The sequence below is a fragment of the Rhizobium sp. BK176 genome, from assembly GCF_024808055.1.
The window spans coordinates 44,102-70,484 of record NZ_JANUBV010000001.1; the positions used below are offsets into that span (position 1 = coordinate 44,102).

30 protein-coding genes are annotated in these 26,383 nt (G+C 58.1%); 19 read left to right on the forward strand and 11 right to left on the reverse strand.

Annotated features, from left to right (window positions below; translation table 11 throughout):
- Nucleotides 1-5: 5 nt before the first annotated feature.
- Nucleotides 6-1,091 (forward strand): hypothetical protein, encoded by a 1,086-nt coding sequence (locus FHT76_RS00305; protein WP_259183486.1) that lies wholly within the window; start codon nt 6-8, stop codon nt 1,089-1,091.
- Nucleotides 1,092-1,326: 235 nt separating this feature from the next.
- Complete coding sequence (locus tag FHT76_RS00310) at nt 1,327-1,971, forward strand: hypothetical protein (RefSeq protein ID WP_259183487.1); 645 nt, start codon at nt 1,327-1,329, stop codon at nt 1,969-1,971.
- Between the two features lie 129 nt (nt 1,972-2,100).
- Here FHT76_RS00310 and FHT76_RS00315 read toward each other — a convergent pair whose 3' ends face one another.
- Entirely contained in the window at nt 2,101-2,580 is a 480-nt protein-coding gene (locus FHT76_RS00315; RefSeq protein ID WP_259183488.1) for a DUF4262 domain-containing protein, read from the reverse strand.
- Nucleotides 2,581-2,797: 217 nt separating this feature from the next.
- Between FHT76_RS00315 and FHT76_RS00320 the strand changes: the two genes are divergently transcribed.
- The 7 genes from FHT76_RS00320 to FHT76_RS00350 all read left to right on the forward strand — a co-directional run bounded on the left by FHT76_RS00320 (nt 2,798) and on the right by FHT76_RS00350 (nt 9,378).
- Nucleotides 2,798-4,198, forward strand: coding sequence for a hypothetical protein (locus FHT76_RS00320; RefSeq protein ID WP_259183490.1), 1,401 nt, complete (start codon nt 2,798-2,800; stop codon nt 4,196-4,198).
- Nucleotides 4,199-4,416: 218 nt separating this feature from the next.
- Nucleotides 4,417-5,418, forward strand: coding sequence for a hypothetical protein (locus FHT76_RS00325; protein ID WP_259183491.1), 1,002 nt, complete (start codon nt 4,417-4,419; stop codon nt 5,416-5,418).
- 207 nt (nt 5,419-5,625) lie between these two features.
- Entirely contained in the window at nt 5,626-6,363 is a 738-nt protein-coding gene (locus FHT76_RS00330; RefSeq protein WP_259183493.1) for a metallophosphoesterase, read from the forward strand.
- A gap of 150 nt (nt 6,364-6,513) precedes the next feature.
- Nucleotides 6,514-7,008 (forward strand): hypothetical protein, encoded by a 495-nt coding sequence (locus tag FHT76_RS00335; protein WP_259183495.1) that lies wholly within the window; start codon nt 6,514-6,516, stop codon nt 7,006-7,008.
- On the forward strand, nt 7,008-7,565 hold the full coding sequence (locus FHT76_RS00340) for a hypothetical protein (RefSeq protein WP_259183496.1): 558 nt from the start codon (nt 7,008-7,010) through the stop codon (nt 7,563-7,565). The genes FHT76_RS00335 and FHT76_RS00340 overlap by 1 nt, the downstream gene beginning before the upstream one ends.
- Nucleotides 7,566-7,640: 75 nt before the next feature.
- Nucleotides 7,641-8,165 carry a hypothetical protein gene (locus tag FHT76_RS00345; RefSeq protein WP_259183497.1) on the forward strand — a complete coding sequence of 175 codons (525 nt, stop codon included), beginning with the start codon at nt 7,641-7,643 and terminating at the stop codon, nt 8,163-8,165.
- 79 nt (nt 8,166-8,244) lie between these two features.
- Nucleotides 8,245-9,378 (forward strand): hypothetical protein, encoded by a 1,134-nt coding sequence (locus FHT76_RS00350; protein WP_259183499.1) that lies wholly within the window; start codon nt 8,245-8,247, stop codon nt 9,376-9,378.
- 26 nt (nt 9,379-9,404) lie between these two features.
- On the opposite strand, the gene FHT76_RS00355 is transcribed toward FHT76_RS00350, so the two are convergent.
- The 5 genes from FHT76_RS00355 to FHT76_RS00375 form a co-directional block, all read right to left on the reverse strand.
- Nucleotides 9,405-9,974: a DUF1810 domain-containing protein gene (locus FHT76_RS00355; protein ID WP_259183500.1), complete on the reverse strand. Its 570-nt coding sequence runs from the start codon at nt 9,972-9,974 to the stop codon at nt 9,405-9,407.
- 140 nt (nt 9,975-10,114) lie between these two features.
- The gene (locus FHT76_RS00360; protein WP_259183502.1) at nt 10,115-10,321 is read right to left on the reverse strand and encodes a hypothetical protein; all 207 of its coding nucleotides are present in this window, start codon (nt 10,319-10,321) and stop codon (nt 10,115-10,117) included.
- A gap of 68 nt (nt 10,322-10,389) precedes the next feature.
- A complete protein-coding gene (locus FHT76_RS00365) occupies nt 10,390-12,609 on the reverse strand; it encodes a PcfJ domain-containing protein (RefSeq protein ID WP_259183505.1) in 2,220 nt (739 codons plus the stop codon).
- Nucleotides 12,610-12,733: 124 nt separating this feature from the next.
- Nucleotides 12,734-13,111: a hypothetical protein gene (locus tag FHT76_RS00370; RefSeq protein WP_259183506.1), complete on the reverse strand. Its 378-nt coding sequence runs from the start codon at nt 13,109-13,111 to the stop codon at nt 12,734-12,736.
- A complete protein-coding gene (locus FHT76_RS00375) occupies nt 13,108-13,341 on the reverse strand; it encodes a hypothetical protein (protein ID WP_259183507.1) in 234 nt (77 codons plus the stop codon). Before FHT76_RS00375 ends, FHT76_RS00370 begins: the two co-directional genes overlap by 4 nt.
- Before the next feature lie 350 nt (nt 13,342-13,691).
- Between FHT76_RS00375 and FHT76_RS00380 the strand changes: the two genes are divergently transcribed.
- A complete protein-coding gene (locus FHT76_RS00380; RefSeq protein WP_259183509.1) occupies nt 13,692-14,342 on the forward strand; it encodes a glyoxalase superfamily protein in 651 nt (216 codons plus the stop codon).
- Nucleotides 14,343-14,417: 75 nt separating this feature from the next.
- Here the strand turns inward: FHT76_RS00380 and FHT76_RS00385 are convergent, their stop codons facing one another.
- From FHT76_RS00385 to bamA, 3 genes are all read right to left on the reverse strand, one after another.
- Nucleotides 14,418-15,059 (reverse strand): hypothetical protein, encoded by a 642-nt coding sequence (locus tag FHT76_RS00385; RefSeq protein ID WP_259183510.1) that lies wholly within the window; start codon nt 15,057-15,059, stop codon nt 14,418-14,420.
- Nucleotides 15,060-15,120: 61 nt separating this feature from the next.
- On the reverse strand, nt 15,121-16,014 hold the full coding sequence (locus tag FHT76_RS00390; RefSeq protein WP_259183511.1) for a radical SAM protein: 894 nt from the start codon (nt 16,012-16,014) through the stop codon (nt 15,121-15,123).
- A gap of 162 nt (nt 16,015-16,176) precedes the next feature.
- Nucleotides 16,177-18,426, reverse strand: coding sequence for an outer membrane protein assembly factor BamA (bamA, locus tag FHT76_RS00395; protein ID WP_259183514.1), 2,250 nt, complete (start codon nt 18,424-18,426; stop codon nt 16,177-16,179).
- A 147-nt stretch (nt 18,427-18,573) separates the two neighbouring features.
- On the opposite strand from bamA, the gene FHT76_RS00400 reads away from it, so the two are divergent.
- The 8 genes from FHT76_RS00400 (at nt 18,574) to FHT76_RS00435 (ending at nt 24,486) form a co-directional block, all read left to right on the forward strand.
- The gene (locus FHT76_RS00400; RefSeq protein WP_259183517.1) at nt 18,574-19,062 is read left to right on the forward strand and encodes an ImmA/IrrE family metallo-endopeptidase; all 489 of its coding nucleotides are present in this window, start codon (nt 18,574-18,576) and stop codon (nt 19,060-19,062) included.
- Between the two features lie 11 nt (nt 19,063-19,073).
- Nucleotides 19,074-19,979, forward strand: a complete 906-nt coding sequence (locus FHT76_RS00405; RefSeq protein ID WP_259183518.1) for a hypothetical protein — start codon at nt 19,074-19,076, stop codon at nt 19,977-19,979.
- The gene (locus FHT76_RS00410) at nt 19,976-20,809 is read left to right on the forward strand and encodes a metallophosphoesterase (RefSeq protein ID WP_259183519.1); all 834 of its coding nucleotides are present in this window, start codon (nt 19,976-19,978) and stop codon (nt 20,807-20,809) included. The genes FHT76_RS00405 and FHT76_RS00410 overlap by 4 nt, the downstream gene beginning before the upstream one ends.
- A 31-nt stretch (nt 20,810-20,840) precedes the next feature.
- Nucleotides 20,841-21,281: a hypothetical protein gene (locus FHT76_RS00415; protein ID WP_259183520.1), complete on the forward strand. Its 441-nt coding sequence runs from the start codon at nt 20,841-20,843 to the stop codon at nt 21,279-21,281.
- A gap of 87 nt (nt 21,282-21,368) precedes the next feature.
- Nucleotides 21,369-21,704 carry a hypothetical protein gene (locus tag FHT76_RS00420; RefSeq protein ID WP_259183521.1) on the forward strand — a complete coding sequence of 112 codons (336 nt, stop codon included), beginning with the start codon at nt 21,369-21,371 and terminating at the stop codon, nt 21,702-21,704.
- A 1-nt stretch (nt 21,705) separates the two neighbouring features.
- Nucleotides 21,706-22,734, forward strand: coding sequence for a hypothetical protein (locus FHT76_RS00425; RefSeq protein ID WP_259183522.1), 1,029 nt, complete (start codon nt 21,706-21,708; stop codon nt 22,732-22,734).
- A 160-nt stretch (nt 22,735-22,894) separates the two neighbouring features.
- Entirely contained in the window at nt 22,895-23,224 is a 330-nt protein-coding gene (locus FHT76_RS00430) for a helix-turn-helix domain-containing protein (protein ID WP_259183523.1), read from the forward strand.
- Entirely contained in the window at nt 23,221-24,486 is a 1,266-nt protein-coding gene (locus tag FHT76_RS00435) for a type II toxin-antitoxin system HipA family toxin (RefSeq protein WP_259183527.1), read from the forward strand. Before FHT76_RS00430 ends, FHT76_RS00435 begins: the two co-directional genes overlap by 4 nt.
- 26 nt (nt 24,487-24,512) lie before the next feature.
- Here the strand turns inward: FHT76_RS00435 and FHT76_RS00440 are convergent, their stop codons facing one another.
- Together FHT76_RS00440 and FHT76_RS00445 are read right to left on the reverse strand one after the other, a co-directional pair.
- Complete coding sequence (locus FHT76_RS00440) at nt 24,513-24,758, reverse strand: hypothetical protein (protein WP_259183530.1); 246 nt, start codon at nt 24,756-24,758, stop codon at nt 24,513-24,515.
- Between the two features lie 45 nt (nt 24,759-24,803).
- Nucleotides 24,804-25,829: a hypothetical protein gene (locus tag FHT76_RS00445; protein ID WP_259183532.1), complete on the reverse strand. Its 1,026-nt coding sequence runs from the start codon at nt 25,827-25,829 to the stop codon at nt 24,804-24,806.
- A gap of 128 nt (nt 25,830-25,957) precedes the next feature.
- Here FHT76_RS00445 and FHT76_RS00450 point away from each other — a divergent pair, with 128 nt between their 5' ends.
- On the forward strand, nt 25,958-26,170 hold the full coding sequence (locus FHT76_RS00450) for a hypothetical protein (protein WP_259183535.1): 213 nt from the start codon (nt 25,958-25,960) through the stop codon (nt 26,168-26,170).
- Nucleotides 26,171-26,383 lie beyond the last annotated feature (213 nt).

Below are 26,383 nucleotides of genomic sequence, written 5' to 3' on the forward strand. Positions count from 1 at the left end.
CCATCATGCTATTTAATGTACCGGTCGTATACGAAATGATGGCCGTCCCACGCGGAAAAGCCCGGGCTAAAAGGTTCAGGGTCAGGGAATACGTCGAAATCGACGTCCCTGTCGTTGATCCGCAAGAGGCCCCCATCGCCCTAGAATGGGAAGGCGAAGTGCACCCATCGATCAAGCATAAGGGCGTCCCGTTGAGAGACCTTCTCCCTCCTTGGCCGCAAGACGGGAAAATGCATACCAGGCTGATCGGTGAAGATCAGTTCCAGTTGCTCGTGGATGGGCATTACGGAGCTTCCGGACGGCCGGCCTCAGCTGACACCCTTGCGGACATCACGCAACATTGGGTTTCATCGCCACCTGAAAACGGTAACTCGGTGTCTGTCACGCTGCATTCGGAGCCAGGCACAGACCTCTTCGACCGGATATCGTCTAGTGGTCGCGAGTCTGCGGTTGCTGAATTGCGCTACAACACCGAGTGGCTACGCCTGGTCAACGGCTTGCTATATGTCGGCACGCCGGAACCACAAGTGATGGTGGTCAAATGCACATTTGACCCGGACGGAGACGGAAGCGATCATCCGTGCATGCTAGCCCTGGTGAAAACCCAAGCCAGCGATGGATTTAACTCGGCCACGGCTGTATTTCCGGTCGGCTCATGGCGACAGGCCGTTGCCAAGGCCAACAAGGACAATGCGGACCGACCGGAGCTTGAGACCGCGATACGCGAAATGCACGCCCGTCTGAGGCCGAAGGTGAACAGGTCCATCCTTGGCGACTATGCGGAAAACCATGCGATCTATAGCGCGATGGCGAAATTCTACGACATTATCGCGTGTGAGCGCCTTGGTGACCTTTCGAGGTCGGGAGCGCTGCTGGCTTGCCAGTTAATGGATGCGTACGACAAAATGATGGAACCAGGCGGCCTTGATTCATTGGAAGCGCTCGGATCGGCCTTTATCGCAAACGCAAACAAACAAGGCGTAGCGGCCGAACGCAAGGCAGCCAAGGAGATAGCGTCGGTCATCAGCTCATTATCTGATCGTGAAATAACCTTGCCTGAAGTCGCACTGGCCGCTCCCACACGATTTTGATTGAACGCGCTGGCCGACAATCTGCATTCTGTGGCCGATAACACAGCTTATCGACCACAGCCGTTGTGTACGGCTTAGGTTTGAATGCGGCCGCTTCTGGGGATGATCAAGTGAGCGATACCTTGCTCGGCCAAATTTAGGTCGGGAATTAATTCAAGACCCCGGCAATCGGATTATTGACAACCGATTGTTCTAAGCTTAACCAAGTCTCCACCGAAAGTTTAGGGGTATTCCGATGGTCGGACAGATTGAATCCAGTGATCTATGGGATCGCCTCGAACACGTTCTCGGCGACGAAGCGAGTATTCTTCCGCCCCGCCCATCAGAAGGAAGAGTTTATCGCTTTCGGGTGTCTCGCCCCTTCAACAGCGATTGGCTCGGCGAAGCCGCACAAGGGCGCACGGAAATTGTTGCCGCTATCGAAAGCATTCGTGCTTGCGCGCATCACATCGTGTCCGGTGAGGCCCTAGACTATAAGCGGCCCGCATCCGACCGGGTGGTTCATGCATTCTCCGCCGCCTACGAACACGCCAGCGCCGACAGGTCGGTAAGGCACATTTCGGCTGAGTTTACCGCCACTGACGAATTCGACGCGATATCCAGCGCTATCAGGTTCTGGATGGGACGCCAAAACGCAATGCCCGACTTTTTCGGCAGGCTTTACTCGGTGAAGATCAGCAGGGTGGCCTTCGGACCGATCAATGCCGATGGCTCTATGGTCAACGGTAACGGCTTTCCGTTCTTCGAATGGAAGATCGATGCCCATGGCATGGCGTTCGAAACCTACGCTTTGCACCATATGGCAAAGCTGATCAGGTTTGAGAAAAACCCTCCAAAGACTGAAAGTCTCAATTCGCGGCCGGCCCCTCCAGCACGGTGACCCCGATCAGGTCAGCCAGGATAGCAATCCGACCGTTGAACTTAACTGTCCGGAAATCCGTCGCGCGCAGGTAACGAGCGAGAATGGATCGGTATTCATGGCGATGTCCGCAGCCTGATTCACCGCCTGTCAGTTGAGCTTCAGACTTCGGACCTGACGGACAGGCAGCTCAGCGGCTAGTTCCAGTTGGCCCGTCTGGAGCTTCTTGCAGCGATGATCACAGCCCTCGTCCCATGGAAATAAGCAGTTTTCGTCTGAAAAGAACAGCTGTACTGCCGGGAATTCGCCTACCAGCCTCTGTCCGAGACCGGAATTCTCATCGGTGCTGGACTGCAATATCGGACGGACCGCGAATAGATCGCCTTCGAACAGGTCATCGATCACCATCGTGTCGGCGAAACGGTCTCCAGCCTTGATCCTGTGGTATACCATGCCGATGAGGTTGTATGCGTCCTGCGGCTGGTATCCGATGACGAAGATTTCGGGATGTCCAAACGTCCTGAAAAGGCCTGCCGTATAGACCATCGTCGTGTTGCCGACCATGACCGGATTGAAGCAGAAGCCGTGTTCGGCGATCATCGCCATCTTTATCTTGTCTTGCGGATGCATTCTTTCACTCCAACCGTTCCGGCACCTTAGCGCGATGACCCGCCACGCACAATGAGAACGCTGGCCTGCTATGGGACGCTCCAGAGAAAGCCGGCCATGGAGGTCGTGTACCCGATGTGCCGCGAAATCGGACTACCTTCTATCACTTGCAATCCCCCCACGGCGGCTTCAGCATTGTAGCCATCCATCTGCCTAGCTAAATTCTATGAGAAATTCCATGACCGACATCGTTGAGTTCACGTTCACCAGATACGACCCCGACCACTACTGGGCAAGCGTGTTGGAGACAAGACGTGGCGTCGTACTCGATGATCTTGGCGATGGCACCAAGGTCGTCAGCTTCAAGCTGCATCCAGACGACGATGACGATCTGGCCGACGGACTCGTTAATCCCGAAGAAAACATCCACGTCGTAAACGGGGAAGGAGGCTCTTTGCTCTCGTTCAAAGTCGTAGGCGGTAAGGTATCTGACCGTTGCAAACATTCTCTTGAGGTGACTGCCTTAGCCGATCTCTTCGGCAAGATGACCGCCCTTATTCAGAATCATGGTTGGGGTTTCAACCCGGACCACATCGGGGAATATGGCTTTGTCGTCGATATCTACGGCGACTGGCATAAATTGGACTGCCTGCCGGACGGTCTGCATGTGCCAGGGGACCTTAGACTAGTGGAGCGCTGCATCGAACGCCTTCCAGACAACCTTCGCGTCGATGGCGATCTCAATCTCTATGGCACGCCGATAAAGACTCTTCCCGTCAATCTTTATGTCGGCGGAGATGTCATTCTGACCAGGACGATGATCTCGGAGCTTCCAGACGGGTTCTCGGTCCGAGACCATCTATCGGTCGCAGAGACACCGATACGCAAATTACCCAGTAACCTAAAGGTTCCCGGATGGCTCAGAATCGATCGAACCGAAATCAAGGAAATTCCCTCCGACGCCCGGATTGGCGGCCCGATCTCGGCGGGTCGTAGCGCACTCCAAATCATTCCGGCGAACACGACCGTCAATGGCAGGCTTGACCTCGAGTGTTCGAAGATTACCAAGCTTCCTAGCGGTCTTAGGATAAAGGGCAATCTCAACATCGAGCAGACCGAGATAACCGAACTGCCTGCCGATCTGGTCGTGGCGGGCGAACTGAACATTTCAGACACGAAGATCGTGGAAATCCCAGGTTCGGTTAGGGTGAGGGATATTAGAGCCCTCTACAGCCACCTCAAGACGCTACCACCGAGAATGAAGGTCAGAAACCTCGAGCTTGTCGGTTCGCAGATCGAAGACATCCCGGCGTCAATTATCATTGGGGGAAGCCTCAGGCTCGCGCGCACCAAGGTCGAACGCCTGCCCGACAATCTCACGGTGCCTGGTTATCTCGGTATCTCGATGACGAATATAAACGCCCTTCCTCGGTCTCTGGCCGTCGGCGAAACGCTTGAACTCAATGACCAGATTACGATCCTACCTGAGGACCTCGTCGTCAGGGGATCGCTCGTCCTTAACGACCATATCAAGAAGTCTGAACGCAAGCGCCTGCTCAAGCGCTCGACGAGACGGCAGTGGTTTGTGTCCAGGATCAAAAACTCGGCAGCGAGGATCATGGGGCGAAGGGTCGCATGACCTCAGCTAAACTTGCGACATTTTAGGCAACGACCATTGCGACAACGATCAACCAAGGAAAAACCCAAGGTCCAATCATGAGGAATCTCGACGACAATCTCGCAGTCATGCTGAACGAAAATTCAGAGTGTGATGCTTACAAAATCGCTGCCGCCTCGGTATTCCAAGAACTCGCTAGAGCCTACGCAGAAAGAAAGGCGGCGCAAGGCCGCCAAATAATGGTAGTCAGTTCCGCAGCCGATTTCGACAACGTAGCCGTTCCGTTGGGTGCAGAACTTCAGGCGCTGGGCGCGACGGTCAAGTTCGGTTGCGTCTCATACGCTTGGTACACATGGAAGGACGGCCGTCATGACCCCAGCTGGAGGGCGACCTACCGCGAGTCTTTCGGGGATTCGGACTTCGATATCGTCGTCGCCATGTCGGTCGTGACCGAACCCGCGGAACTGATCACCATCGCCAAAGCCGCCGTCGTCGAGACTTCGTATTCGGGCCGCGAGACGCCTATTGCATATTCCTCGATCGGAGTGATCCTGGCCGCATCCGTTCATGGCGTCCGCGAAGCCTTCGGGGCGGCCGAGACGCTCGACCAGGTACCTGAAAATAAGCAAACCTGGATCGTTGGAACGGTCGAAACCGATATCCGGCATTCCGGACCTGTCAGCCCCGCAATGAAGCGGGCAGGAGTTGTCGACACGTTCAAATCCGCTCACGTCTATCCAAACTACCTTCTGTCGTTCGGTACGTTCGGGGCACCAGGTCGGTGGGAAGGTAGCAGGCCCACCCGTCCAGGCTTCATCTCTGGCGAAGAAGACATGATGCATGATTTCGATGAGTATGACCGGCGCAATGCCGGCGTGATGACCCCCGAAAAGCGCTACGCGATAGTCCGCGCGGCAGAAAGACAGGGTTACTCTGAAAGCGACGATGAAATGTCCCTTCTATCCTCATTGTATGACGTGCCCGTGGAGGATGCGAAACGAGTTGTCGCGGAGGCGCGATCCGAGAAAACGGCCCCTGTTCAACCGAAGGCATATACCCCTGTGACTGCGCATGCGTTCGATGAAGCTACGGTTCTGGCGGCAGCGGCCGAGGAATTCAATTTGGCTCACCCCATGGAGGGGCAGGCGGAGGAATGCGGACGACGTGCGGCGATCCGTGGCTTGATGGTCCGCCTCGGTCTCTACGACAAATTCCTATCCGCTTCGAAGGTCAAATCCTGAGACGTTCATGATCGAGAAATCTTGAGTGGCCGATAACACCCGTTACCGGCCACTGATTAGGCTTTCAATTGTAAAGAACTAACCGTTACACATTGTTTCTAATGGATTTTTCGCGGTTTTGTGCTATAAAATCCAAATGCGCTCCAAGAAGCCGGAACGCTCGTCGAAACTCCGTTTGAGGTGCTGCCTTTGCCGAATCTATGGGTTATGTCAGACCTCCATCTCGAAACTGTTCCTTACCCGGACGCGTTTCAGCCTAGACGCCCAGACTTCGATATTCTCGTTTGCGCGGGGGATATCTGGGAAGGTGACAGCCTTCCCGCATTCCGCTTCCTCAGACGTCTAGCGGGTGACAAGCCAATCGTGTTCGTCATGGGCAACCACGAACATTGGAACGGCGTCCTTCACGAAGACCTCGAACTCGCCAAGGCGTTGGCACGCGAATACAGTGTGACGGTTCTCGACGGAGAGGCGGCGACGATTGGTGGATGCACCTTTGTTGGCGCTACCCTGTGGGCCGACCACACCCTATCGCTCGCCGGAGCCAATCCATCGGCCGAGACCGGCGAGAACATCGAGATCGCTCACGATGGCGTCGCGCACCTGATCACCGTCGGCGACGCCGTGGCGCTTCACCGGACGGCTCGAGCTCAACTAGTGCGGCTCGTAGAGCATTCTGACCGTACTCTGCCTTTGGTGGTTCTTTCTCACCACGCGCCGCATCCCGACGGCCTGACGGAGGCGATGCGCAATACCTGGTCGGCTGGGAACTCAGCCTCCGACCTGTCGTCTCTCATCGATGCCGGCCGCATCGATCTCTGGGTACATGGACACCTCCACCATAGCGTCGACGTCAGGAGAGGGCGCTGCCGCATCCTTTGCAATCCAGCAGCGCCAATGTTCGGAAACGTCAGGTTCGACGAGGCTCTTGTCGTCGAAGTCTAGTGGCGACCCTCTACGCCGCATTCGAGCCAGTTATATCAAGACCTCGAACGCCGAAGTGTTGACATTGGGTGCGGGGTTCCTTACACGTTCTGACGAAACGAAGACGTCAAGCCCGATGGAGGCCTTGGCTCGACATCGGAGGCACACGTGATGCGTGATGATTACAACAAGTCGGTCGCCAACCACAAGACCACAGGTGTCGCCAGTTTTCTCGGTTCCATCCTCCGTAAAATCCCTGGAAACCGCGTCGTCACTCTCGTGCCGGCCGACGAACCCATGGTGAAGATGACCAGCGGCCTCAACGAGGCTTGCGTCCCACTTTCCCTGGTTAAGATGATCGTGAGGAAAGCCCCGTCGAACGTGTTCTATCGCTCGACAGTCGGCGTTCACATGAGTGGGGGAGCGCTCGCCAACATCCTCGAGGATTTCGAATGCGGGGATATGCCTTTGAGCACTCGCTATGCCGTGGTCGAAGCGCTCAGGGTCGCGCATGCCGCTGCCGTCTTCACCTTCGAAGGCGATGTGGACTTCGAAGCGGATAAAGATACCATCGATCTGGCATTCGAACGAGGCGGTGAAAACGACTTCGCGTACACAGATGCCTGCCATGAAAACGCGAAGCTGGCCGCTGCGAGGAACGCCTGATGGAACACACGGTCGATGGAGAGGTTGTGAGCCAGAACGTGTCGCCCCCAAGCGACGTTTCGGCTGCATCGGCAATTCTCAGGCTGCTCATGCTGGTCGCGCAAGCGAATGACGAGGCAAAGGTCGCAGCCTCCGATATCTTGTTCGCTACGCGGACGACCGAACGCGACGTGCGTGAAGTCTTTGAACTCCTCGCGGCCGCCGACCTTCTTCCGGTCAGGTCCTCTTATCGAAACGAGGAAGAAGACGAACCGGGTTTCGGCAAACAAAAGTCGTTCTCCATCAACCTTAATCGCTTGATCGCACTCTTCGGCGGCGAAGACTGGCGTAACGACCTCCAAGCCTCGCGCCTCCGTCTAGCCCATGACGGCGATGGCGAATTCTGTGTGACTGGATTCCAAGGGCAGGATGCCGATCTCGTCCGCCGCGGCTATCTCGAGGTCAAAGTGACGTCCGCTTTCGACAACCAGCTTGCGCGCATCACTTCGAAGGGCCGAGCGGTGTATATAGTCCTCGGTTTGCTTTACCCCCAATGCGACGCAACACAAGGCGCTTAGCACACGAACAGCTCGTTGATTGCTGGGCCGTCGCTTACATTCTACCGACCAGACGCGTCGCCTCAGGAGATCATCATGCTTGCAGGACAAGAACTGAAAGCCCATGCGGTGGCGATCCTCGAGAACCTCTACCCGGAGATCGAGATCGGCTTCTACCAGTCCGGCGGTCACGACAAGGTCGCGCTTGCCCATGTGCGCAAAAGCGTCGACGACTTCATGAAAATGGTCCTCGACACCGAGGTCGCGGTAAACTCCGAGTTCACGAAGATGGCAGAACTCGCGGCCGAGCTCGTCTACCTCGGTTACCATTATCCCGACGAATTCGCCGAGATGTTCAGCGAGAGTTCGAGGAATTGGAACCGCGATATCGACATCAGAACAGTTGGTGGCTTCGATCACCTGTTCACGTTCTACCGGAGCGTTTGCGACGACCATGACTATTGCCTTGACCCGCGGTCGGACAAGCCTCTGGTGAAGCTCATGGATCAGATTGGCGGTCCAGTCAGGTCGTTCGGTCCGAACAAGCTGTTGGCCGCTTTGCAGGAATATCGCCGCTGTCTTGCCGCCGATCCAGCGCCCTCCGTCAGTCCGATTCCTTAGGCAAAATCAGCCAAAAAGCGAAGCGAACGACTGGAATTCAAACTCCCCGAGATGGTGAAACTCCCATGTCGTTCGATGCTTGTCCACATCATCTTTCGATCCTCGAAACCTGGTTGACACACCAGCTTCGAGTGCTCACTGTAGTCTCGCGCGGCATCGAACGCGACGGGGTCACCCTTTACCCAAGCCGGTTGGCATCGATTATAGCAGACGAAACAACAATGCAGTCGGTACCGATTCAATTGGCGTTTCCAAGGGTGACTGGTTCGCAGCAATTCATCGGGAGTCCGCAATGCGGTTTATCGTCGGCAATATCGAACAAGCTCGTTCGAAAGCAAAATTCCTTCAAAAATGCCTGGCAAGGTTTGGAGTGGAGCGCTCGCTCACCCAATGTCAGGGATATCTCGCCACTTCATTTGGCTTCAGCTCATGGGCGCAGCTAAAGGGCGCTTGCCGCAAATCAACAGGTGAGGCCAGTGCGGCCGCCGATATCCGGCAGTTCAATAAAATGGCATCGAACAAATTCGACATCGATTGCCACAGCACCATACAGGCCTATGCCATCTTTGCTAGAATGGGTTTCTGCCAGTCAGTTCACCACTTCGACTACAGGTTCGACGGGTTCTACCGCGAATTCATCAGTGTTGCGGAAGCCGCCGTTGCGCTTGAGATGATCTTCGAGCGATATCTTGAAATCGATCCGCGTTGCGCCGAGGTTGACGGCCTCATCGCGATGGCACAAGCCATCATCGCGCCCTATGTCGATGTCCATCCCGGCTCGTTCGAACTCACGGCCATGATCTTCATAGACCAGATGAAAGCACTGCGTATTCCAGGCGCTTCCTATCCTGCTAATCAGCTAGTGGAGAGCGACATCGACGAACTTGTCGTTGGTCTACCCGATTGCGGAGTAATTTCGGTTTCCGGAGGAGACAAAGCCGATCTCCAAGCCAGCGCCGTTATCTTCATGAGACTGGCGCGGAAGAAGGTGAAGTTCGCATTTCCGCTACGATGGCTCGTCGACCAACAGACTGCCCGGGTCGATGGAGCCTTCTACTACCTCCCTGCACTAACCGATGGCGGCAGGAGAATGATCGACGGAATTGGATCAACGAACCGTATCCTTGTGGTGAACAATGCACCGCTGGATGCTCATTCGATATCGATCACAAGTCTCGCGGCCGATCGATATCGTTCAGGACACGAGCTGTAGTAGTTCGCGGGACTGCCGAACGGGTCTCATCGACCGATCCGCAAAAGTCGTCGGCGTAGCGCCGCCACACCCAACGTCCAGATCGACCCAGAACGCATTGTTCTACTGGCGATCATTTCGAGGGTGAGGCGGTGCCGTTGACCACCGTACAAGATGGCCAGGGCATCCGCGAATACATCGCGCGGAGAGGCGGCATCGAAAAGTGTCAGACAAGCATGAAGCTTTAGATCGTCTGGCGTCCCGAAGATATCCTTAGCGGTCCGCGCCCTGTGAGCCATCAACGCTTCTACGCACTCACGAAGCCGCTCTCCGAGTACAGCGTGCCGAAGGTACTCCTGCGCCTCCGCAACGTCGGCCAAACCGAAGACATCGGCATAAAACGATCGGCCAAGGCCACGGAGCTGCGGGAAGATGAACCACATCCAGTGACTTTCTTTGTGGCCCGCCTTGATCTCTTCCAAGGCGACGGAAAAGGCGGTCGACTGAGCCTTGACGAAGATATCAGGGTTAAAGAGGACTTCTAAATTAGGTTTCGGCATCCGGCACCTTAGCGTTGTCACCCTAGTTGACCCCAACTGCACGGCCGGCGTGATCACTAAATTCCATGGCGTGGCTGATTCGTCCTTTCACATGTGTTACGAACGTTCCGACAGGCAGGAGTAGAGACGAATGGAATGGCGGCTGGCGAATTGCTGGATCAGGCCTTCAAGTAACCGCGAGGCCAACCTTAGCTTCGCTAGGCTTCCTCAGGCCTAGTGGCGTCTGAATTGGCAGCAATCCCGTCGAGGGCGCGCTGCCCAGCACGGATATGCTCCACAGCCTCGCCGAAGCGCTCGATCCCCGTGCCAACGGCCAGCCGCCCGAGCACGTCGATCGCTTTCTCGAGTTGCGCGCTCCACGTCTCAGCATAGAACTCGATCTGCTGTTGGGTAAAAATCTCCACGATGACTCCCGTTGCTGCTAAGTGAAGGCAATTTCAGGATGCGAGAACTTTTCGCAGTCGGCAACACGTTAGTGTCCGAACCGAGCCGATACACTGGAAGGTTGCGATGGTTGCGCAGACTCTTCCAGCTCCTGATGATTTCGCAGCGGTGTCCCGTCAAACTGGAAATCGTTCCCGACGCGCACGCCCGCCTCGATGCTTTCCAGTTTAGAGTTGTTCGCCATCAGGTCTTCATCGATCTTCCAGCTGGCAGGAAGGTGCGTAAGGGTACTGAAGCGGAAGTCGGCTGACTTCGCCTCAAGTTTTCCCGGGTATTGCTGGAACCTTGCCCTCTTGAATCTAACGTGGCCTCCCGCTTCGATCTTATTTGGCGCGGCGGCTCCTCTCGCCATTTCGCACTCCACATTGCCGCCGACGCAAAGCTCGGCCGGCATTATCCCCGCTACTCCATGCTCAAATCTGAAATTGCCTTCGACCATCATCCGGGTAGGCCAGATGCCGATTGCCGCTCGGTCACCTGTGAAGTCCTTCAATTGCATCATCCGCGGCATGTGGTCGATTTTAGCACCATCGCAACGGATACTTCCGATTTTCCCTCCGCCGCCCCAACCAACGATCCTTGCGCCTGACACGTCGAGCGTTTTTCCAACATACAGGCCCTCTTGGATGTGCAGTTCTTGGAGGCCCCGCGCGATGAGCGAACCGGTCACCTTGATGTAACTAGGAATAACTTTCACATTCGTGTTGCTGACATCCAACGTCCCTTCTATTGATAGGCCATTGGGAACGGCCTCCAGTTTGGCCCCCGAAAGGATCAGCTCCCCCTTCACAGCGGTGTCGGCCGGTATGTGCTTGAGAGGCGTGTTTCGCAGATCAACTCGACCGACGACACGCAGTCCTTCGCCGATATACTCGAGGGGACAGCCCGAGAGCTTCAGCGCGCCATTTCCCAGTCTTCCAACGATGCTAACGCCAGCCGGCAGTCGCTTGATAGGAGTGTCCGTGAGGTCGAGGTGCTCGAACCTCCTTTGCGTCCCAAGGTCTGTGAGCAATGACCCAGCCGCGAACAAACCGCCACCGATGCGCATTCCTTTAGGAATACTTGAGACGGGCGTCCTTTCGATGTGCAACGAACGCGATACTACGAGGTCTTCAGGAAGTTCTGTCAGATTTTCACAGCCGTCGACGTAAAGGGAGCCGTGTATCCTTGTTCCGGCGGCCAATGAGCGGATAGGCGTTTGACCGACATCAACGTTTCTTCCGATCTTGCAATTGTTGGGGAGGGCTGCCAGCTTTGCCCTTCTAGCTATTAGGCTTCCTTTGACCAGGATGTCATCAGGAATCTCGGTAACGGCTGTGTCCTGGATCGCCAGGTCCTTGCCGATCTCGATACGCGCACCTAGTCGTGCGAGCGCCGCCCCTTGGGCGCGAACGTGCCCGTAGACAATAAGCCCATCTGGAAGGGCTTCAATTTTCGTCCCGCGGATGTCAAGGTCGCCCATGACGTGCATGTCATTCGGCAACGACGTGATCGAAAGCTGAGATAGGTCAACATTTCCGGTGGCCTTAAATCCATGCGGAAGGCACATGGGATCATACACGACGCCCCCTTGCCCGATGATGGAACCTTCGAGGGGCACTCGTGTCTTCCATTTCTGCTCCACGAATGCAGGCAGCATGAGGCCGATATATTTACCGGCGGGAACGCTGTTCTGCTTTCCCTGGCATTGACGAAGCCACCCATTCTCGACCTCGAGTGTGGCATGCGGTTTTCCGAACGTGTCGCGCAGGGAGTAGAATGCGAAGGAGCTGTCTTTGAGGAGCTGGTCGTAAGCCCCCTGGCCGATGCAGTGTTGCATCGCCGCGCTTTCGACGTCGAGCGCCTCCGGCGTCAACAGACGGACGAGGTAGTAGCCTTGGGCCAGTTCTTTGAACAACACTTCGTCGCCGTCTCTGATCTTCACGGCGCGCAACTTCTGCGCCCGCTTGCGCATCGCTTTGTCGGCTTCTTTCGCAGCGGCCTCGAGAGACCCAAGCTTCATTAGCTTCAGGGGCCGTCCGTGGCTGTCAAGCCTTCCGAGCCATTCGTCGTTCTCGACCACCGATGCTTGCAGCCAGTCGGAGACGTGGCGGATGGTTTCGGTGGCTTGCCGCCCAATTGGCAAACGCTGGCTGATGAAGTCACGCTCAAGCGCGCGACCAACGGCAAAGGACAGCAGTGTCAGAACACGCTCGTCATTGCTGTATGCACTGAGGATTTTTGACAGTTCCGAGGGCTTGGATGGCATGGTGTCTTAAGTGATTGGCTGACCAAGGGTATGGCCTCATCGCGAGAAGGTCAAAGCGCTTGAGTGACCGCTGCCACGCAGGCAAATTGCCCTAGTTTTTGTTACTCTAGCGACAGTCCGCCGTCTACTGGTCCGGAAGAAGATAAACGGATTTCGAAACGTCTTCGTCCTCGGAGAACGAGCAGATTTGCTGACCGATCCACGTGTCGGCGATTTTCGTGACGTCCCACTTGGCGACCTCATCGTGGCCGATCTTGACCCAAACAGTGCCTTTGCCAGCCGCATAACGGAACTTCGCACCGAGGGCGAGCTTGCTGAACGCCACCGTTTCCGAATTGGGAACAGCGTCGCCCGCAAGCTTCTGCCGAAGCCGCTCGTAACGGGCGACGTCGGCTTTGTTGGCCGAGCCGTCGTTGTTCTGTGCGAACAGGCTCCCGTCTTCGGCACCGATCCTGAGTGCGTTGAGAAGCATCCTGACGTCAGCGGAGGAGAACTCGTTCACTTGAGGTTTGCCCGTCCCTGCTCGATCTCGTTGTCCTCGATTGACGACTCGACCAACTGTAGCGTTCCGAAGATCGTTCTCGAGGGCACGTCCGCGAGCCTGGTCGCGACTTCACTATCTTCGCATCCCTGTTCCGGTTCCTGCGGATGCTCATCGAGCCATACAGACACCCCGTTTACGATGCCCCATTTGCGTGGAGTGATGTCCTGCTCATGCAATGTCTGGCACATGGTCGGTTCCCTTCGATATTCATGAGGCGAAATATCAAGACCTCAATTATGTGCCAACGGTCGGCCCATGGACCCGCTAAATCGCGCGCGTTTTAAACTCGCGAGGCACTACATTCCATGCGGCGCTTGGCCCCGCGCGGCATTCCGTTGTCAAGGCAATCCGAGGTCTTGCAATCCGAACCCTTCCTGTCTATCTTCCCTCACAGGCAGTCGGGCCTTCCACCCCCGTCCATCGGACACGGAAAAGCGACAAAGAGAATGAATTCGTCAGGCAATCGTCGATAAACCGGCGGCGCGGATGAAGCAACGGGGGTCCTTCGTACCAATGACGCCGCTCAAGGAGAGACGAGATGACCAGGACGACTTCAGAGTTCATCGAACAATCCCGCACCCGCGCAAGACAGATCAAGGCTCGCCACGAAGAGATGGGCAGCAAGCTGTCGCTCGCCCAGGCGTACGAGCTGATGGCGGCTTCGGACGGCTTTAGAACGTGGGCAGCCATGCGGGCCGCCCACGAGAACGCGCCATCGGCTACAGCCGTCCCAGAGGCGACGCCATCCATGCCTGTCGTGTTTCCCGCTCAGGACCATTGCGCCAGCTTCTACATGATCCGCCGCTACGACCCCGACATCGACGAAGGCGGTGCCAACACCAAGGAAGGAATCCTTAACGGCGCACGCATCTCGATGTCGTACCACTTCTTCGACGGGGAGGAGTCGCCCGCGATGCGGTTCCGCGAAATGGAGCGGGTGAACAACGAAGAATATTCGGTTGTCGTCGATATCGAGGTTCCCGACCACTTGCGGGGAGCGGAGTTCCACGAGTACGCCGAAGGTCGCATGGCCCGCGCGGCGAGGGACAACGTCGTCGAATGGAAACTCGCCGACTATCCCGAACAGGTGGTCGAACACGACCTTGTCTTCAGCGGAACAGGACGTCACAGCCGCACCATCTCCTGGCTGCCCGCTCCCGAAGCCGCCGCTCCAGCGTTCCGTCGATAATGGACATCGGGAGCGAGGCCAGACTTGGTCCGCCCCATCATCAACGCACGCGAACCGCTACATTGGCAGCCTGCGTCAGATGGCTGGTGCCGCGGCAGCCGCTGAAGGCTGCCGCGTTTTTCTGGTCTCCTCGACCACCAGATCGAAATCATCCATCGACCTGATCACCGTCATGTCGTCGATATGGATGTTCTGACCGTGAAGAGCCAAGACAGCTCCCAGGTCGCGAAGCGACTCCCGCCACGGCCTAGTCATGCCGAAATCGCTCCAATAGGCGGCGACGTCTGGGTCATGAAGCAGTGTCAGCCCGTCGAGTGGAAAGTCGACTGTCGCCCCATCGGGGACGATAGAGGCAAGCCACTCGAGGGTCGAGACATGGATCGCGATGATCACGGGCAGACTGTCCTCATGTCGTTCGGCGGCCGTATCGTCGGCATAGGTGGCTGCCGTGTCTATGGACCCCCAAAACGTGCCGAACCGCTCATCGTCGCGATCATCCGGCGGCAGCGCGTGCGAACACTCGATCGCCTCCATTCCCTCGATAGCGATACCATCGAGCGCACGTTCCGACGTCCCGTGGAAGAGGATCACGTCCGCGAGACCTTCGGCGGCCACCCGCTGGCGCACCGCGTCGATCATGGCAGTCCACGCCTGTCTCGCTTCCCCATCGGGGATGGAGTAGCCGTGTGCTGGTCGTTCTGCTTTCGGGGGTCTCACGAGTTGTCCTGTCAAAGAGAGAATGCCAGAGCATCCGTTCCGTGCTGGAAAACCACAAGCGCTAAGCAGCGGTCAGGAACATGCCACACGAGGCCGCGACATCGAACCCCACCCGCGGAATTTCCTTGACCCGGTTCGGGGCGGCGATGAAGCGCGACATCGCGCCGAGATAGGCGTCGATGCGCTCTCGCGGAGCCTCGCTCGATTTTCCGTTGGCGGCGTTGTAGCGAACCAGGTTGAAGTCGAATTGAAGACCTGAAGCTGTTGCGCGTCGGCCGATCTCCTCGGCGTCCTCGACTGCGTCGTTTTCGCCCGCGATCAGCGCCCAATGGAGGATCACGCGCTGCTTCGTCGCGTTCTGGAAGGCGACGAGATGGTCGAGAGCGGCGGAGACCGTCATCGCCTTGGGTATCCAACGACGCCGCCAGTCGGAGTCGATCCGGTAGAGCGAATAGTACATGTCGACCGGAATGCCGTCTGGAACGAACGTCGCCCAGTCGTGAGCAACGAAGTCCGAAGGCATGATCGTGGACAGCTTGACCCGCGGCTTCAGCCCCAGCGATATCGCGAGATCACGCAGCTTCTCGAACAGCTCTGGACCGACGGCAGGGTTCGAAAGCGGCTCTCCACGGGCCATGAAATTGAAATGCACGGTCTCTCCAGGCGAGAACGTCGACGCGGCCAGCACCGTCTCCGCCTGCGCAACCATCTCGTCGACGGATAGTAGCCTTGCCATCGTCTGGCCGGTCTGTGTGAGATGACAGAAGCGGCAGGCCTTGTCGCACCCGGTCATCGACGAGATGTAGACGATGAAACGCGTCGGAATTCTTCGGACGAACCTGGTCTCCACCATGCCGCCGTCGGCCGTCGGCCGCGAGAAATTCACGCTCTGGTCCATGGCCGAACGGATGGCCGAGAAGTCGCGTATGGATTCGTCGATGTCGAAGTTCATCATTGGCGCAGGCCCGTCGTTCGTTGTCTTGGATTATATCCCGCCGGCTGCTCTTGAGTCCCAGAAATGCTAGAAGCCGCTTATCGATTGTCGTCTCGATCATGCGGCTCCGTCAACAAATTAAAGACTCCGTGCTGCGGCAGTGGTGTTGGGCGAGGGTGACCTTTAGAACCGCGTTCCACCCGAGATGCTGAACACCTGCGTGCGATCGCCGTCTTCCTTCGACAACGGCAGGGCGAAGTTCGCTTTGAACAGGCCGAGCGGGCTGTCCCACACAACGCCCGTTCCGACGGACGAACGGATCGAAGCGTTGTCATAAAGCGCCTTCGCACCAGAGGAAGACACCGCGCCGCTGTCCGTACCCCATACGGTACCGAGGTCGGCGAAGATGCTTCCCTTGATGCCGAGGCCGTCGGACAGGACCGGAATCGGATAGATTGCCTCCGCGGAAGCGCCGGCGTAGTACTGGCCGCCAAGGAGGTAGCCCGTCGTCGCGTCGCGTGGGCCGATGCCGCCGTTTTCGAAACCGCGAACGAGCTCGCCGGCCGTCCTGAAGTGATCGGAGAAGTCGAGGTCCTGACCGACGCCTGCCACCTGGCCACCGCGCACCGCAATACTTCCGACGATCTCGTGGCGCTCCGACAATTCTCGGTAGACCCGCGCCGAAGCCTCTGACTTCACGAACTGGGCGTCGCCTCCAAGGCCCGCGACCTGCTGGCCGAAGGTGACCTTGAGGCCGTTCGACGGGTTCTTCTCGTCGTCGAGGTCGGAGTAAGACCAGTCATAGCCGAGGGCGGAAACGACGTGGTCTTTGCCCGAGACCAGGCTTCCTGCCACATCCGCATCGATGTCCGACTTGGAGGACGAAGTGAACGAGTAATAGACACCGAGATCGGTGTTGGTCGTGATCGGCCCCTTCAGCGTGAACTTCGCGCCGTCGACGGTTTCGTCATAAGGACGGAACCCGCCTTTCCGGTTGTCGTAGTCCCGGCGGAAGACCTGCGCGGTCGCGGACAAGCGGTTGCCGAAAATATACGGCTCGGTGAAAGACAGGTCGTAGTTTCCGGTCTCGGTACCCTGACCGACCGAGGCCGAGAAGGCGCGGCCAGTTCCCATGAAATTCGATTGGCTCAGGCCTATGATCGCCATCGGGCCGTCCGCCGTCGAATACGCGCCGCCGATCGAGAACTCTCCCGTCTTGCGTTCGACTACCTCCACCCTGACGACCACACGATCTTCTGCCGACCCCTTCGTCGTCGTTATCCGTACGCTATCGAAGAAGCCGAGGCGGTTGAGCCGACGCTCCGCCTCGCGCACGAGGCTCGGGTCGAACAGGTCTCCCTCCGACAGGTCGAACTCGCGCCGGATCACGTAATCCTTGGTGAAGTCGTTTCCGACGATGTCGATGCGCTCGACGTAGACCTTCTGTGCCTTGTCGAGCGCATAGGAGATGTCCATGACCCCGTTGGGTAGCCGATCTGTCTTCGGTGTCACATCGACCAGACCGTTGAACGTCCGCCTGATCTGATCAGCGCCGCGCGCGACCTTTGCCGGATCGTAGTATTTCCCCTCCAGGTCCTTGAGAGGCTGGAGCCGGTCGAATGGTACGCCAGTGGTGTTGTCGATGGATACGGAGCTGATCGAGTAGCGCGGACCTTCTTTGATCCTGAAGCCCGCCATCGCCTTTTTACCACCCGGATCGAAATCGATCTCGGCTTCCGACACCACGACGTCCGCGAAGCCCTTGGAACGGTAAAAATCCGCGATGCGCTGGCGGTCGAGCTCCATCTTTCCTGCGTCTACGACGTCGCGGGAAAACAGCTTCGACAGGAGGCCTGTCGACTTGGTGGCCATCACCGACTGGAGCAGCGCGGCAGAGAAGCTTTCATTGCCTTCGAACCAGATTTCGCTGGTCGACCGATCTCCCTCGTCGATGTCGAAGGATACGTCGTAGAAGCCGCCATCGCGGTTGACGACGATCGGCGTCACCTTGGTGTCCCGACGCCCGGTCGCAGCGTAGGCTTTGACGATGCGGTCGGAAACCTCCGACAGACGCGCTGGATCAAAAGGCATGCCCGAGTTCAGTCCTGAAGCCGCGTCGAGCTGTTCGTCCTTGAGGCGCTTGTTGCCGTTGAAGGCCACGTTGACGACCACCGGGGTCTCGACCACCGTGACCACCACTTTTGAGCCGCGGTTGTCGACCTTGACGTCCGTAAACGCGCCAGTGGCGAAGATGTCCTTGACCGCCCGATCGGTGTCGGCTTCCACGTAGGCATTCTTGTCGGGGAACACGGAGACGATGTAATCGGAATCCACCTTGCCGTTGCCGACGACCGAAATAGAGGGGCGGGCATGCGCGGCGACGGCCGAGATCGCGACAATGGATACTGCCGCCAGCAAGGTCTTGGATTTCACGGTGTACTCCGTTCTGCGGGTCTGAAATTCTTCTTTGATATCCAAGCGTGGAGCGGATTTCCCGAATTGGCAACTGCGATGTCTTGAATTGACCGGCCATCCACTATGCCATATATCAAAGACCTCAACCGTCGCGCGGAGGCGTGAATGAACATCGCCAGAAAGACCATCGTTTCGTGGAAGGCGCGTCGCGTTCTGGCGAAGCTCGAGATCGTCAAGCCCCCGGTCGACGCTGAGGCGGTCGCCAGAACGCTGGGCTTCAACGTCGTCTACGCGACGCTCGAAGGCAGCGACATGGCGAACATCCTCGGTTTCAGCGACCCGGCCGACAACACGATCTACGTCACCGGTTGTTCTTCATTCCCGGAACGGCAGATGACCATCGCCGCCGAACTAGGGAAGGCGCTCCTGCATCCCAAGTGGTGGCGCAGCGAGAAGGCCTACAGGCTGCGGACGACGCGCGGCGCGCTATACCCGCAGGAATTCGAGGCGGAGTGGTTCGCACTCAATCTACTGGTTCCGCATCGCTGGATCGACGAGCTCCAGCGATATGCCGCAATGCATGAACTCGAAACGGTTTTCGCTACCGACTGCCGTCATATCGCGGGCGCGCTCGCCCGCCGCCTGCCACGTTAGGAGAATACCGCTTGAGAGCCATTGCCGCCTTCACCCCGATCCAGATTTCCCCGAATTCGGAGTTGGTAAACGACGGAATCCGCCTGATCGGAGACTGGCGCACGCCCAGCAAGAAGGTCAACATCTACAATGCGGCCGACGTCACGACGGTCCTGCCGATGCTGACGGCTCGGATCGTGTCGGCCGTCGCCACACTTCTCCCTGCGACCACTGCCGACGGCCGGCAAGCCTGGGACATCGTGAACGACCGGCTAGTCCGGTTCGTTCACGGAGGCGATGCCGATCTGATCGAAGAGGCCGCTCCCTATCTGATCACCTGCCGCCTGCTGATGGAGGACGGCCCGACGAACGACGACGAGCGGGTTCTGGCTGTCTTCGTGGACCGTCTGCTGCCGTTTACGCGCGGCGAGCGGATTTCTGCCTTGATGCCGTACCGCGCCCCGACGCTGAGCGACGTCTATCGCGACCTCAACGGCGGCGATAGAGAGCAGGATGTCATTAAGGCAATCAAGCTGCCTTGGCCGGGTATGTTCGGCGCGAAACTCGAACCGTTCGGAAGCGTCGGCGAGGCGCTCGACTTTGTCGGTCACGGAGACCTTGTCGTCGTTGGCGACCGGTTCGAAGTCCCGTTCGGTTTGCGGCTAGGGACGACCGTCGAAGTCCGCTTCAACGAAGATGGAATGCGCGACCTCGAAGGCCTGATCTCGACAGCGCGCACCAATCTCGGCATCGCTGAAACCGATGGCGAATCCGTTGGCAAGCTCGACGGCCATCGCGACTGCGCGGTGGCTTTCGGATATCATCGCTATCGGGTATCGTTAAACAGATCGCAGGACGGATCGGACTCCTGGTCCTTCCGACGCCTGTTTGTCCCCAAGGTATACAACCCGGTAAATTATGGATTTGACGTAGCATGAGCGCGACGCTGAAAGCGGTGGTCTTCTCGGACCTCCATCTGAAATACAACGGAGACCTCGAGTACAAGCTCGAGCTCCCGGCAGACGCCGACGTCGTCATCGTCGCGGGCGACATCACGTGTCCCGTTTCCGAAAGCCTCAAGTGGCTGCACAAGAACATCGCCATGGCCGGTCACGAGGTGGTGTTCGTCGCGGGCAACCACGAACATTACGGCCACATCTACGACGACAGCATGGCTGGCGGCATGGCCGAGCGCTCGAAGTATCCCAACGTCCACTTCCTCGAAAACGAAGAAGTGGTGATCAAGGGTGTGCGGTTCCTGGGCGCGTCGATGTGGACCGACTTCAACCTCTACGAAAGACCCGAAGAGGGGATGAAGGAAGCTCTTCTGTCGATGAACGACTATCGCACGATCCATTCGCGCGACAAGAACGGCGCGATCATACGGTTCACGCCGGAGCGGACGAGAAGTATCCATGAGGAGAGCCGCGAATGGCTGCGCGGGGCGCTTGCGAGAAAACACGCGGGTCCGACAGTCGTCGTGACCCATCATTGCCCGCATCATATGTCGGTACATCCCAAGTACGCCGGCCAGAAGCTGAACAGCTCCTTCGCCTCGGATTTCTCGGAGGAGATAGCCGAGTTTCAGCCTGAATTCTGGATACACGGGCACACGCATACGAATTTCGACTATGTCGTGCCTGGAACCAGAACCCGGGTCGTCTGCAATCCGCTCGGGTACATCCGCTACAAGTACGAAGGACGGCGCGAGATCGAGAACCCTCTGTTCGATCCGTATCTCACCATCGAAATCCCGCTGGCGGCCTGACCGCCAGCGCAAACGCCTTCGGAACACCTTGATGAGCGACCCCACCGTCCCCACCGACACCATCGAAGTCCGTTCGCCAGCCGACGAGCTGAAGTGGAAAGAGCAAATCCGGGCGGACATCGCCTTCCTCGAGCGGCTGGCGAAGGACGCGACGGCCGGCGCGTACACTCCCATGGATTGCCGCCACTGCTCGGCCCCGGCGAATTGCGTCGACTATGCCGTCGTCTCGGCCGAGGCGGGCATGGAAGTCTCGCACGTCTGGAAGGAAGAAGATGCCCGCTTCCAGGCTGCGGCCAGTCCCCAAAGGATTTTGCGGCTCCTGAAGGCATACCGTGAACTCGAAGCGGAAAACCAGACACTGAAGGCGGAGAGACGCCACCAAGGCGAGAGCTGGGTGTCGACGATGCTCCGCGAAACGGCTCAAGCCATCCCCTCGGAAGAAGCTTGGGAAAAACCCATTCCGACCGACTGACGCGAAGCCGCCTCCGATCCCACCCGAAAATTCTGGACGCCGACGACGGTCGACCTCACCATTGGTTATTGGAACGGCGAGGCACGGATGACGGCGATCAAACTCAGCAAGGTTTCACTCCCACATGTTTGGACTCTTGAATTCGAGAGCCTGCACGAGGCCGTGCTTGAATTGCGCCGTCACATCTGCTCGACCTGCATGTCAGGCGGCGAATGGGGACACTACGACCCCCTGGACATCGAATTCGAGGGAAGGACCTACATCTGCACCGACGCATCGGAACTACTGTCAACGGGTTGCGGCCTCGAGTTCGAGATCGAGGGAGCGCCGGAATTTCACGCATATCCCGATGACATCGACCCGAACATGCTTCGACGCATTTCCAGGCGTAAGCAATCTCCCTCCGATCTGATGGCGGCCTGACATGCTGCTCGAGTTCAATGTCATCTACCACGCACGTGCGTCACTCAAGGAGTCGAGGTTTGTCCAAGACACCGAATTTCAAAAGCATGTCGAAGTGGTAATCGAGGAGATAGACGGATCGTCGGCTCCGGTGGCGGCGCGCTGGCCGGATGCTGACATCAGGCTCTACGAGGGAAGGACCTATAGGCAAGCCTTCGAGACCGTCGGAAAGCTCTCCGGCAACTCCATGTTCCTGAGCATGCATCACATCTGGTTCGACTGCCCTTACATTCATCGGCTCCTGACACGCGCCGATGTCCTTGCCCGCCTCAAAAGCGGCACACAGATGCCGTTCCTGCATGGGCGATATTTCAAGATCGACAGCTCACGCAAGAGCTCGTTTCCTCCGTCCCGGTATCACCAGTACGAATACCTGGACGAAAGGCTCGCAAAGGACCAAGCGCGGATCGATCGGTGGACCCGCGATGTGGTGATGATCGACGGCGAGTTCTGGATCGCATGTCCGCCTCCCATCTACCAGGTTTCGAAGCCCGGGAATGTCTACCCCACCACGAGACGACACGCCCGCTGGTCAGGCGACCGAACCGACCCTCGTTCCAACGCCAACTACGACGAGTGCGCCAACGCGACCGTGTTCAACCACGCGCAGCTCGCCGAAGCGATCTCTTTGTCGATGGAGCTTTACGGCCAGGCGAACGTCACGGAACTCGAAGTCTTCATTCCTGAGGCCTTGCCGCGACTGGACGTGTTCGACCGAGTGGAAGCGATCTATCAAGCGCTGTTGCACGGCTGCGAACTAACGGCAGGCAGACGAAGGGGAATCGCGACGCCAAGCCTACTTCGGTCTTGGGCGGATGCGGTCGAGTCGATGGAGGCGGCCACGCCCGATGTCGACAGGGTCGCGCAGGCGCTTGATCGGTTGTTGCCGCACCTGAAGAGTGACGCTATCGGCGACGACACTCGGATAATCGCCAGACACGCACTCGATCTGATCGACAATCGCGAAATCACCGTTGGCCTCGCTGGTTGACCCACCAGTCGATTATAGATATGTATTATAGTACATATTTCGTGCTACATATCCATTATGGGGCATATTCCCGGCGCTCCACCTCCTTGACTGAACATTCCTTATAGGTCATATTTGCCGGAAAATATGTCTTTAAACACATATATCCTCGGAAGGCGACATGTTGATCAAATTCCTGCTTGCGATCAAAAAGCTACGCAAAGCCGCTGGCATGACCCAGTCGGAATTCGGGTCGCTGATCGGTATGAACCAGGCATACGTCTCCAGGCTGGAGAGCGGCAACCACAATCCCGAAGCGGAGACGCTCCAAGCCGTCGCAGAAGCTTTGGACACCGAGATCGTCTTCGTCCCCCGGCGGGCGCTCGGCAGGGTGAATGCGATCATCAGCGAGTATTCGGCCCCGAGGTCTGGAGCGACGAAGCCGTATGAGGGTTCGCCGGTCGAAGACCTCTTTATTCCCGACGGCAGCGACGACGAGGGCAACCAATGACGGAAACGCTCGGCGTCTTTCTCCGGACCGGCCTCGACGAAACGCGCGTTGGCTCTCTCAACAGAGAGCGCGACGGGATGATCAGGTTCATCACCGACTCCGCATACATCGCCATGGGCGAGGCGCGGCCGGTCCTCAGCTCCTCGATGCTGTTCATCGGCGACGAGGAGCGCACGGTACGCCAGTTGACCTCCGGCCGCTTCACGCAGCAAGGTCGCGACTTGCCGCCGTGGTTCAGCAACCTGCTGCCGGAAGGCGCTCTGCGCGACATGGTGAGCCGCGGACTGCCCAGCGGCCGGACGTCCGACTTCGACGTGTTGCGGTATCTCGGCGACGATTTGCCGGGCGGTGTCATCGTACGCTCTGAAGACGGGATCGAGATCGATGCCGGCGCGGTACCCGACGCCGAAGTGGCGACCGAAAGCGGCACCATCAAGTTTTCGCTGGCTGGCATCCAGCTCAAGATGAGCATGCTGAAGCAGGAAGAGCGCTTGACGTTTCCAGCGAACGGCACCAATGGCGACATCATCGCCAAGCTGCCCAGCACGCGGTTCGCCTTCCTACCGGAGGTCGAGTACAGCTGCATGAAGCTTGCCGAAGCCGCGGGCATTTCGGTCGCGCCCTGCGAACTCGTGTCCGCCAAGTCCGTGACGGGGATCAAAGAAGAAATCCTGGCGGCCGGCGAGTACGTCCTTGCCGTCACGAGGTTCGACCGAACGGCCGACGGGGGCAGGGTGCATATCGAAGACCTCTGCCAAGTGATGGAAGTCCCCAAGGAGCGCAAATACACGGCGGCCAACGAAGAGACGGTGATGAACATCGCCAAGCGCCTCGGCGGCGGCACCAGGGGTTTTCTCGAGATCGCACGCCGTCTGGCCGTCAATATCCTGATGGGCAACGGCGACGCGCACCTCAAGAACCATTCTCTGATTTATGCGGATGGCCTGACCGGGAGCATCAGCCCTGCCTACGATATCGTGACGACGTTCGTTTACGACGGTAGCGACTCGTTGGCGCTCAAGTTCAGGAACACGCAAAATTCGGCGATTGTCGAACTGGCGCGGTTCGAGCGTGCCGCCGAGCTGTGCGGCATCCCGACGAAGATCGTGCGCAAGGCTATCTCAGATACGGTCAAGCAGGCCGCCAGCACCTGGAAACCGATGCTGGCCGAATTGCCGATGCCCGGCGACTATGCGGCGCGGGTCATTGAGCGTGCCGATGCGCTGGACCTCACCAAAGAAGTCGGAGTTAGGTTCGGGTAGGCGATCTGCCTACCCGAACCTCTCGCTCAGTCAACGTCTGTGTCGTCGTCCACACTCACGCGAAGCGCGGGATCGAGATTGTACCTCCAGTCCTTGCCATGACAGCGGGTGCAGCGGCAGAGCCGATAGGGATACTGCCGGTCTCGGTTCCAGGATTTCGGTCGCTCCAGAGAATGGTAGGAAAGCTTGCAAAGAAGCCATCCCCACGCGAACACAACACCCCGCCCAAGGCGGGCGAGCATCCCCGAGTTCGTAGCTGTAAGTTCCCCCATGTGACCTCCTCCATTTCATTCAACTGGCTTTATGCTCGCCCGGCTTCAATAGATCGGGACGTTGAACGCCTCCAAAAGCCATTCGAGCCTCTTGATCTCGATACGCTCGCCATCGAGATCGCCGGCCTCGACGCTCCTGATGCCGTCCATGACGATATCCGTCGCGACCTTTCCATCTCCGTCGACGACATCGAGCGGCGCTCCCAACTCGGCAAGCCTGTGGAACATCGCGATACCGGCGTCCGAGTGGTGTTCGTTCACGGCATTTGTCGCGGCCAAGTGGAGAACCGACACCCCGTCCTTTCCGAGTGATCCGACCGGAACGCCAGCCGCGACGATCAACTCGACGGCTTTGGTGTTGTTGGCGTAGACCGCGCTGAAAAGAGAGGCCACGCTCGGCTTCGCTCCACCGACTTCGATCATCGCCTTGAGGAAGGCGAAGTCGATACCGCCGGTCAGGCGCGTGCAGATGTCCAATTTGCCAGGGATCGCCGGCTCACCGAGATTGACGTCCAGTACAACGGCGGCCTTGGCAAGGGCGACAGCCACCTCGTCCTCGTTGCGGAAGCCAAAGACGTGTCCGACGCCGTTGCCGACGCCCATCAGGCCGACGACGCTGTGCCAGTGAAGTCCGGCGGCGGCGGAGACGATATCGTCCTTCAGCGTCTTGAGGTTCCATCCCACGATCTCGCGGACCGCCTTGACGGCCGCAGGAGTATCGTCGATCCACATCGCCCGCAGAGCGGCCTCGAGTACGACAGCTTCCGACACGACGAAATTGTGGGCGCTGTACGCAGCCGGGAAGTCCACACCCCACTTGCCGTCGCGAAGACGAAAAAACGCGCCCCTCAAATGGCCGTTCTTGCATGCGAGGTCGAGCTCCGACGGGAATCCGTCAATCAGGCCCGCCATTCTCGACGCGAAGAGAAGAGCCGCCGACGCCTGGCCGCTTTCCATGGTGAGACGGTTGTCCTTCGCGCGGGCAGCCAGCTCGACCTCCCGGTCCGACATCGCGCGGCGATGTGCGAGACTGGCGACCTGGCGGACTTCGTCGACCGTGATCTTGGCCATTTGCGTTCTCCAACTTCTCGTTGGGGTCTTCATATATGACAGTACGCTCTCGATCAAGTGTTGACAACGCCCGACTGTGAAGAATAAAAGACGTCAACGATTTGAATGAGGTCGAAACGGAGGTCGAGATGTCCACTGGCGAAAAGCATGTTTACACGTTCGCATTGCAGATGACCTTCGATCAGCCGATCGACACAGCGGAACACGGGCGTCTCTTGGCAGCCAAGCTCGAGGAAATCGCAGAGGACGGGTTCGAGGACCGTCCCATGGACATGGGCCTCGTCGAGGTTGTTTGCCGTCATCCGCAGGAAGGCACGGTCCGGCACATGACGATGGAGTGATGCGAACGCGGATCGTCGTCCACGTCTTGCATTCTGACAGAAGGTTGGTAGGCGGTCTCGGATTCGAACCGAGTCTGGAACGCTAATCAGGCGCTAAAGGGGTTATAAGGCCCTCCTGCACATCCCGTGCCACCGCCCCGACAAATATCGGGAGCCGATCACCTCAGTGATCGGTCAGGGTATTCGCACGGGGCGTATATACAGAATCGCGTA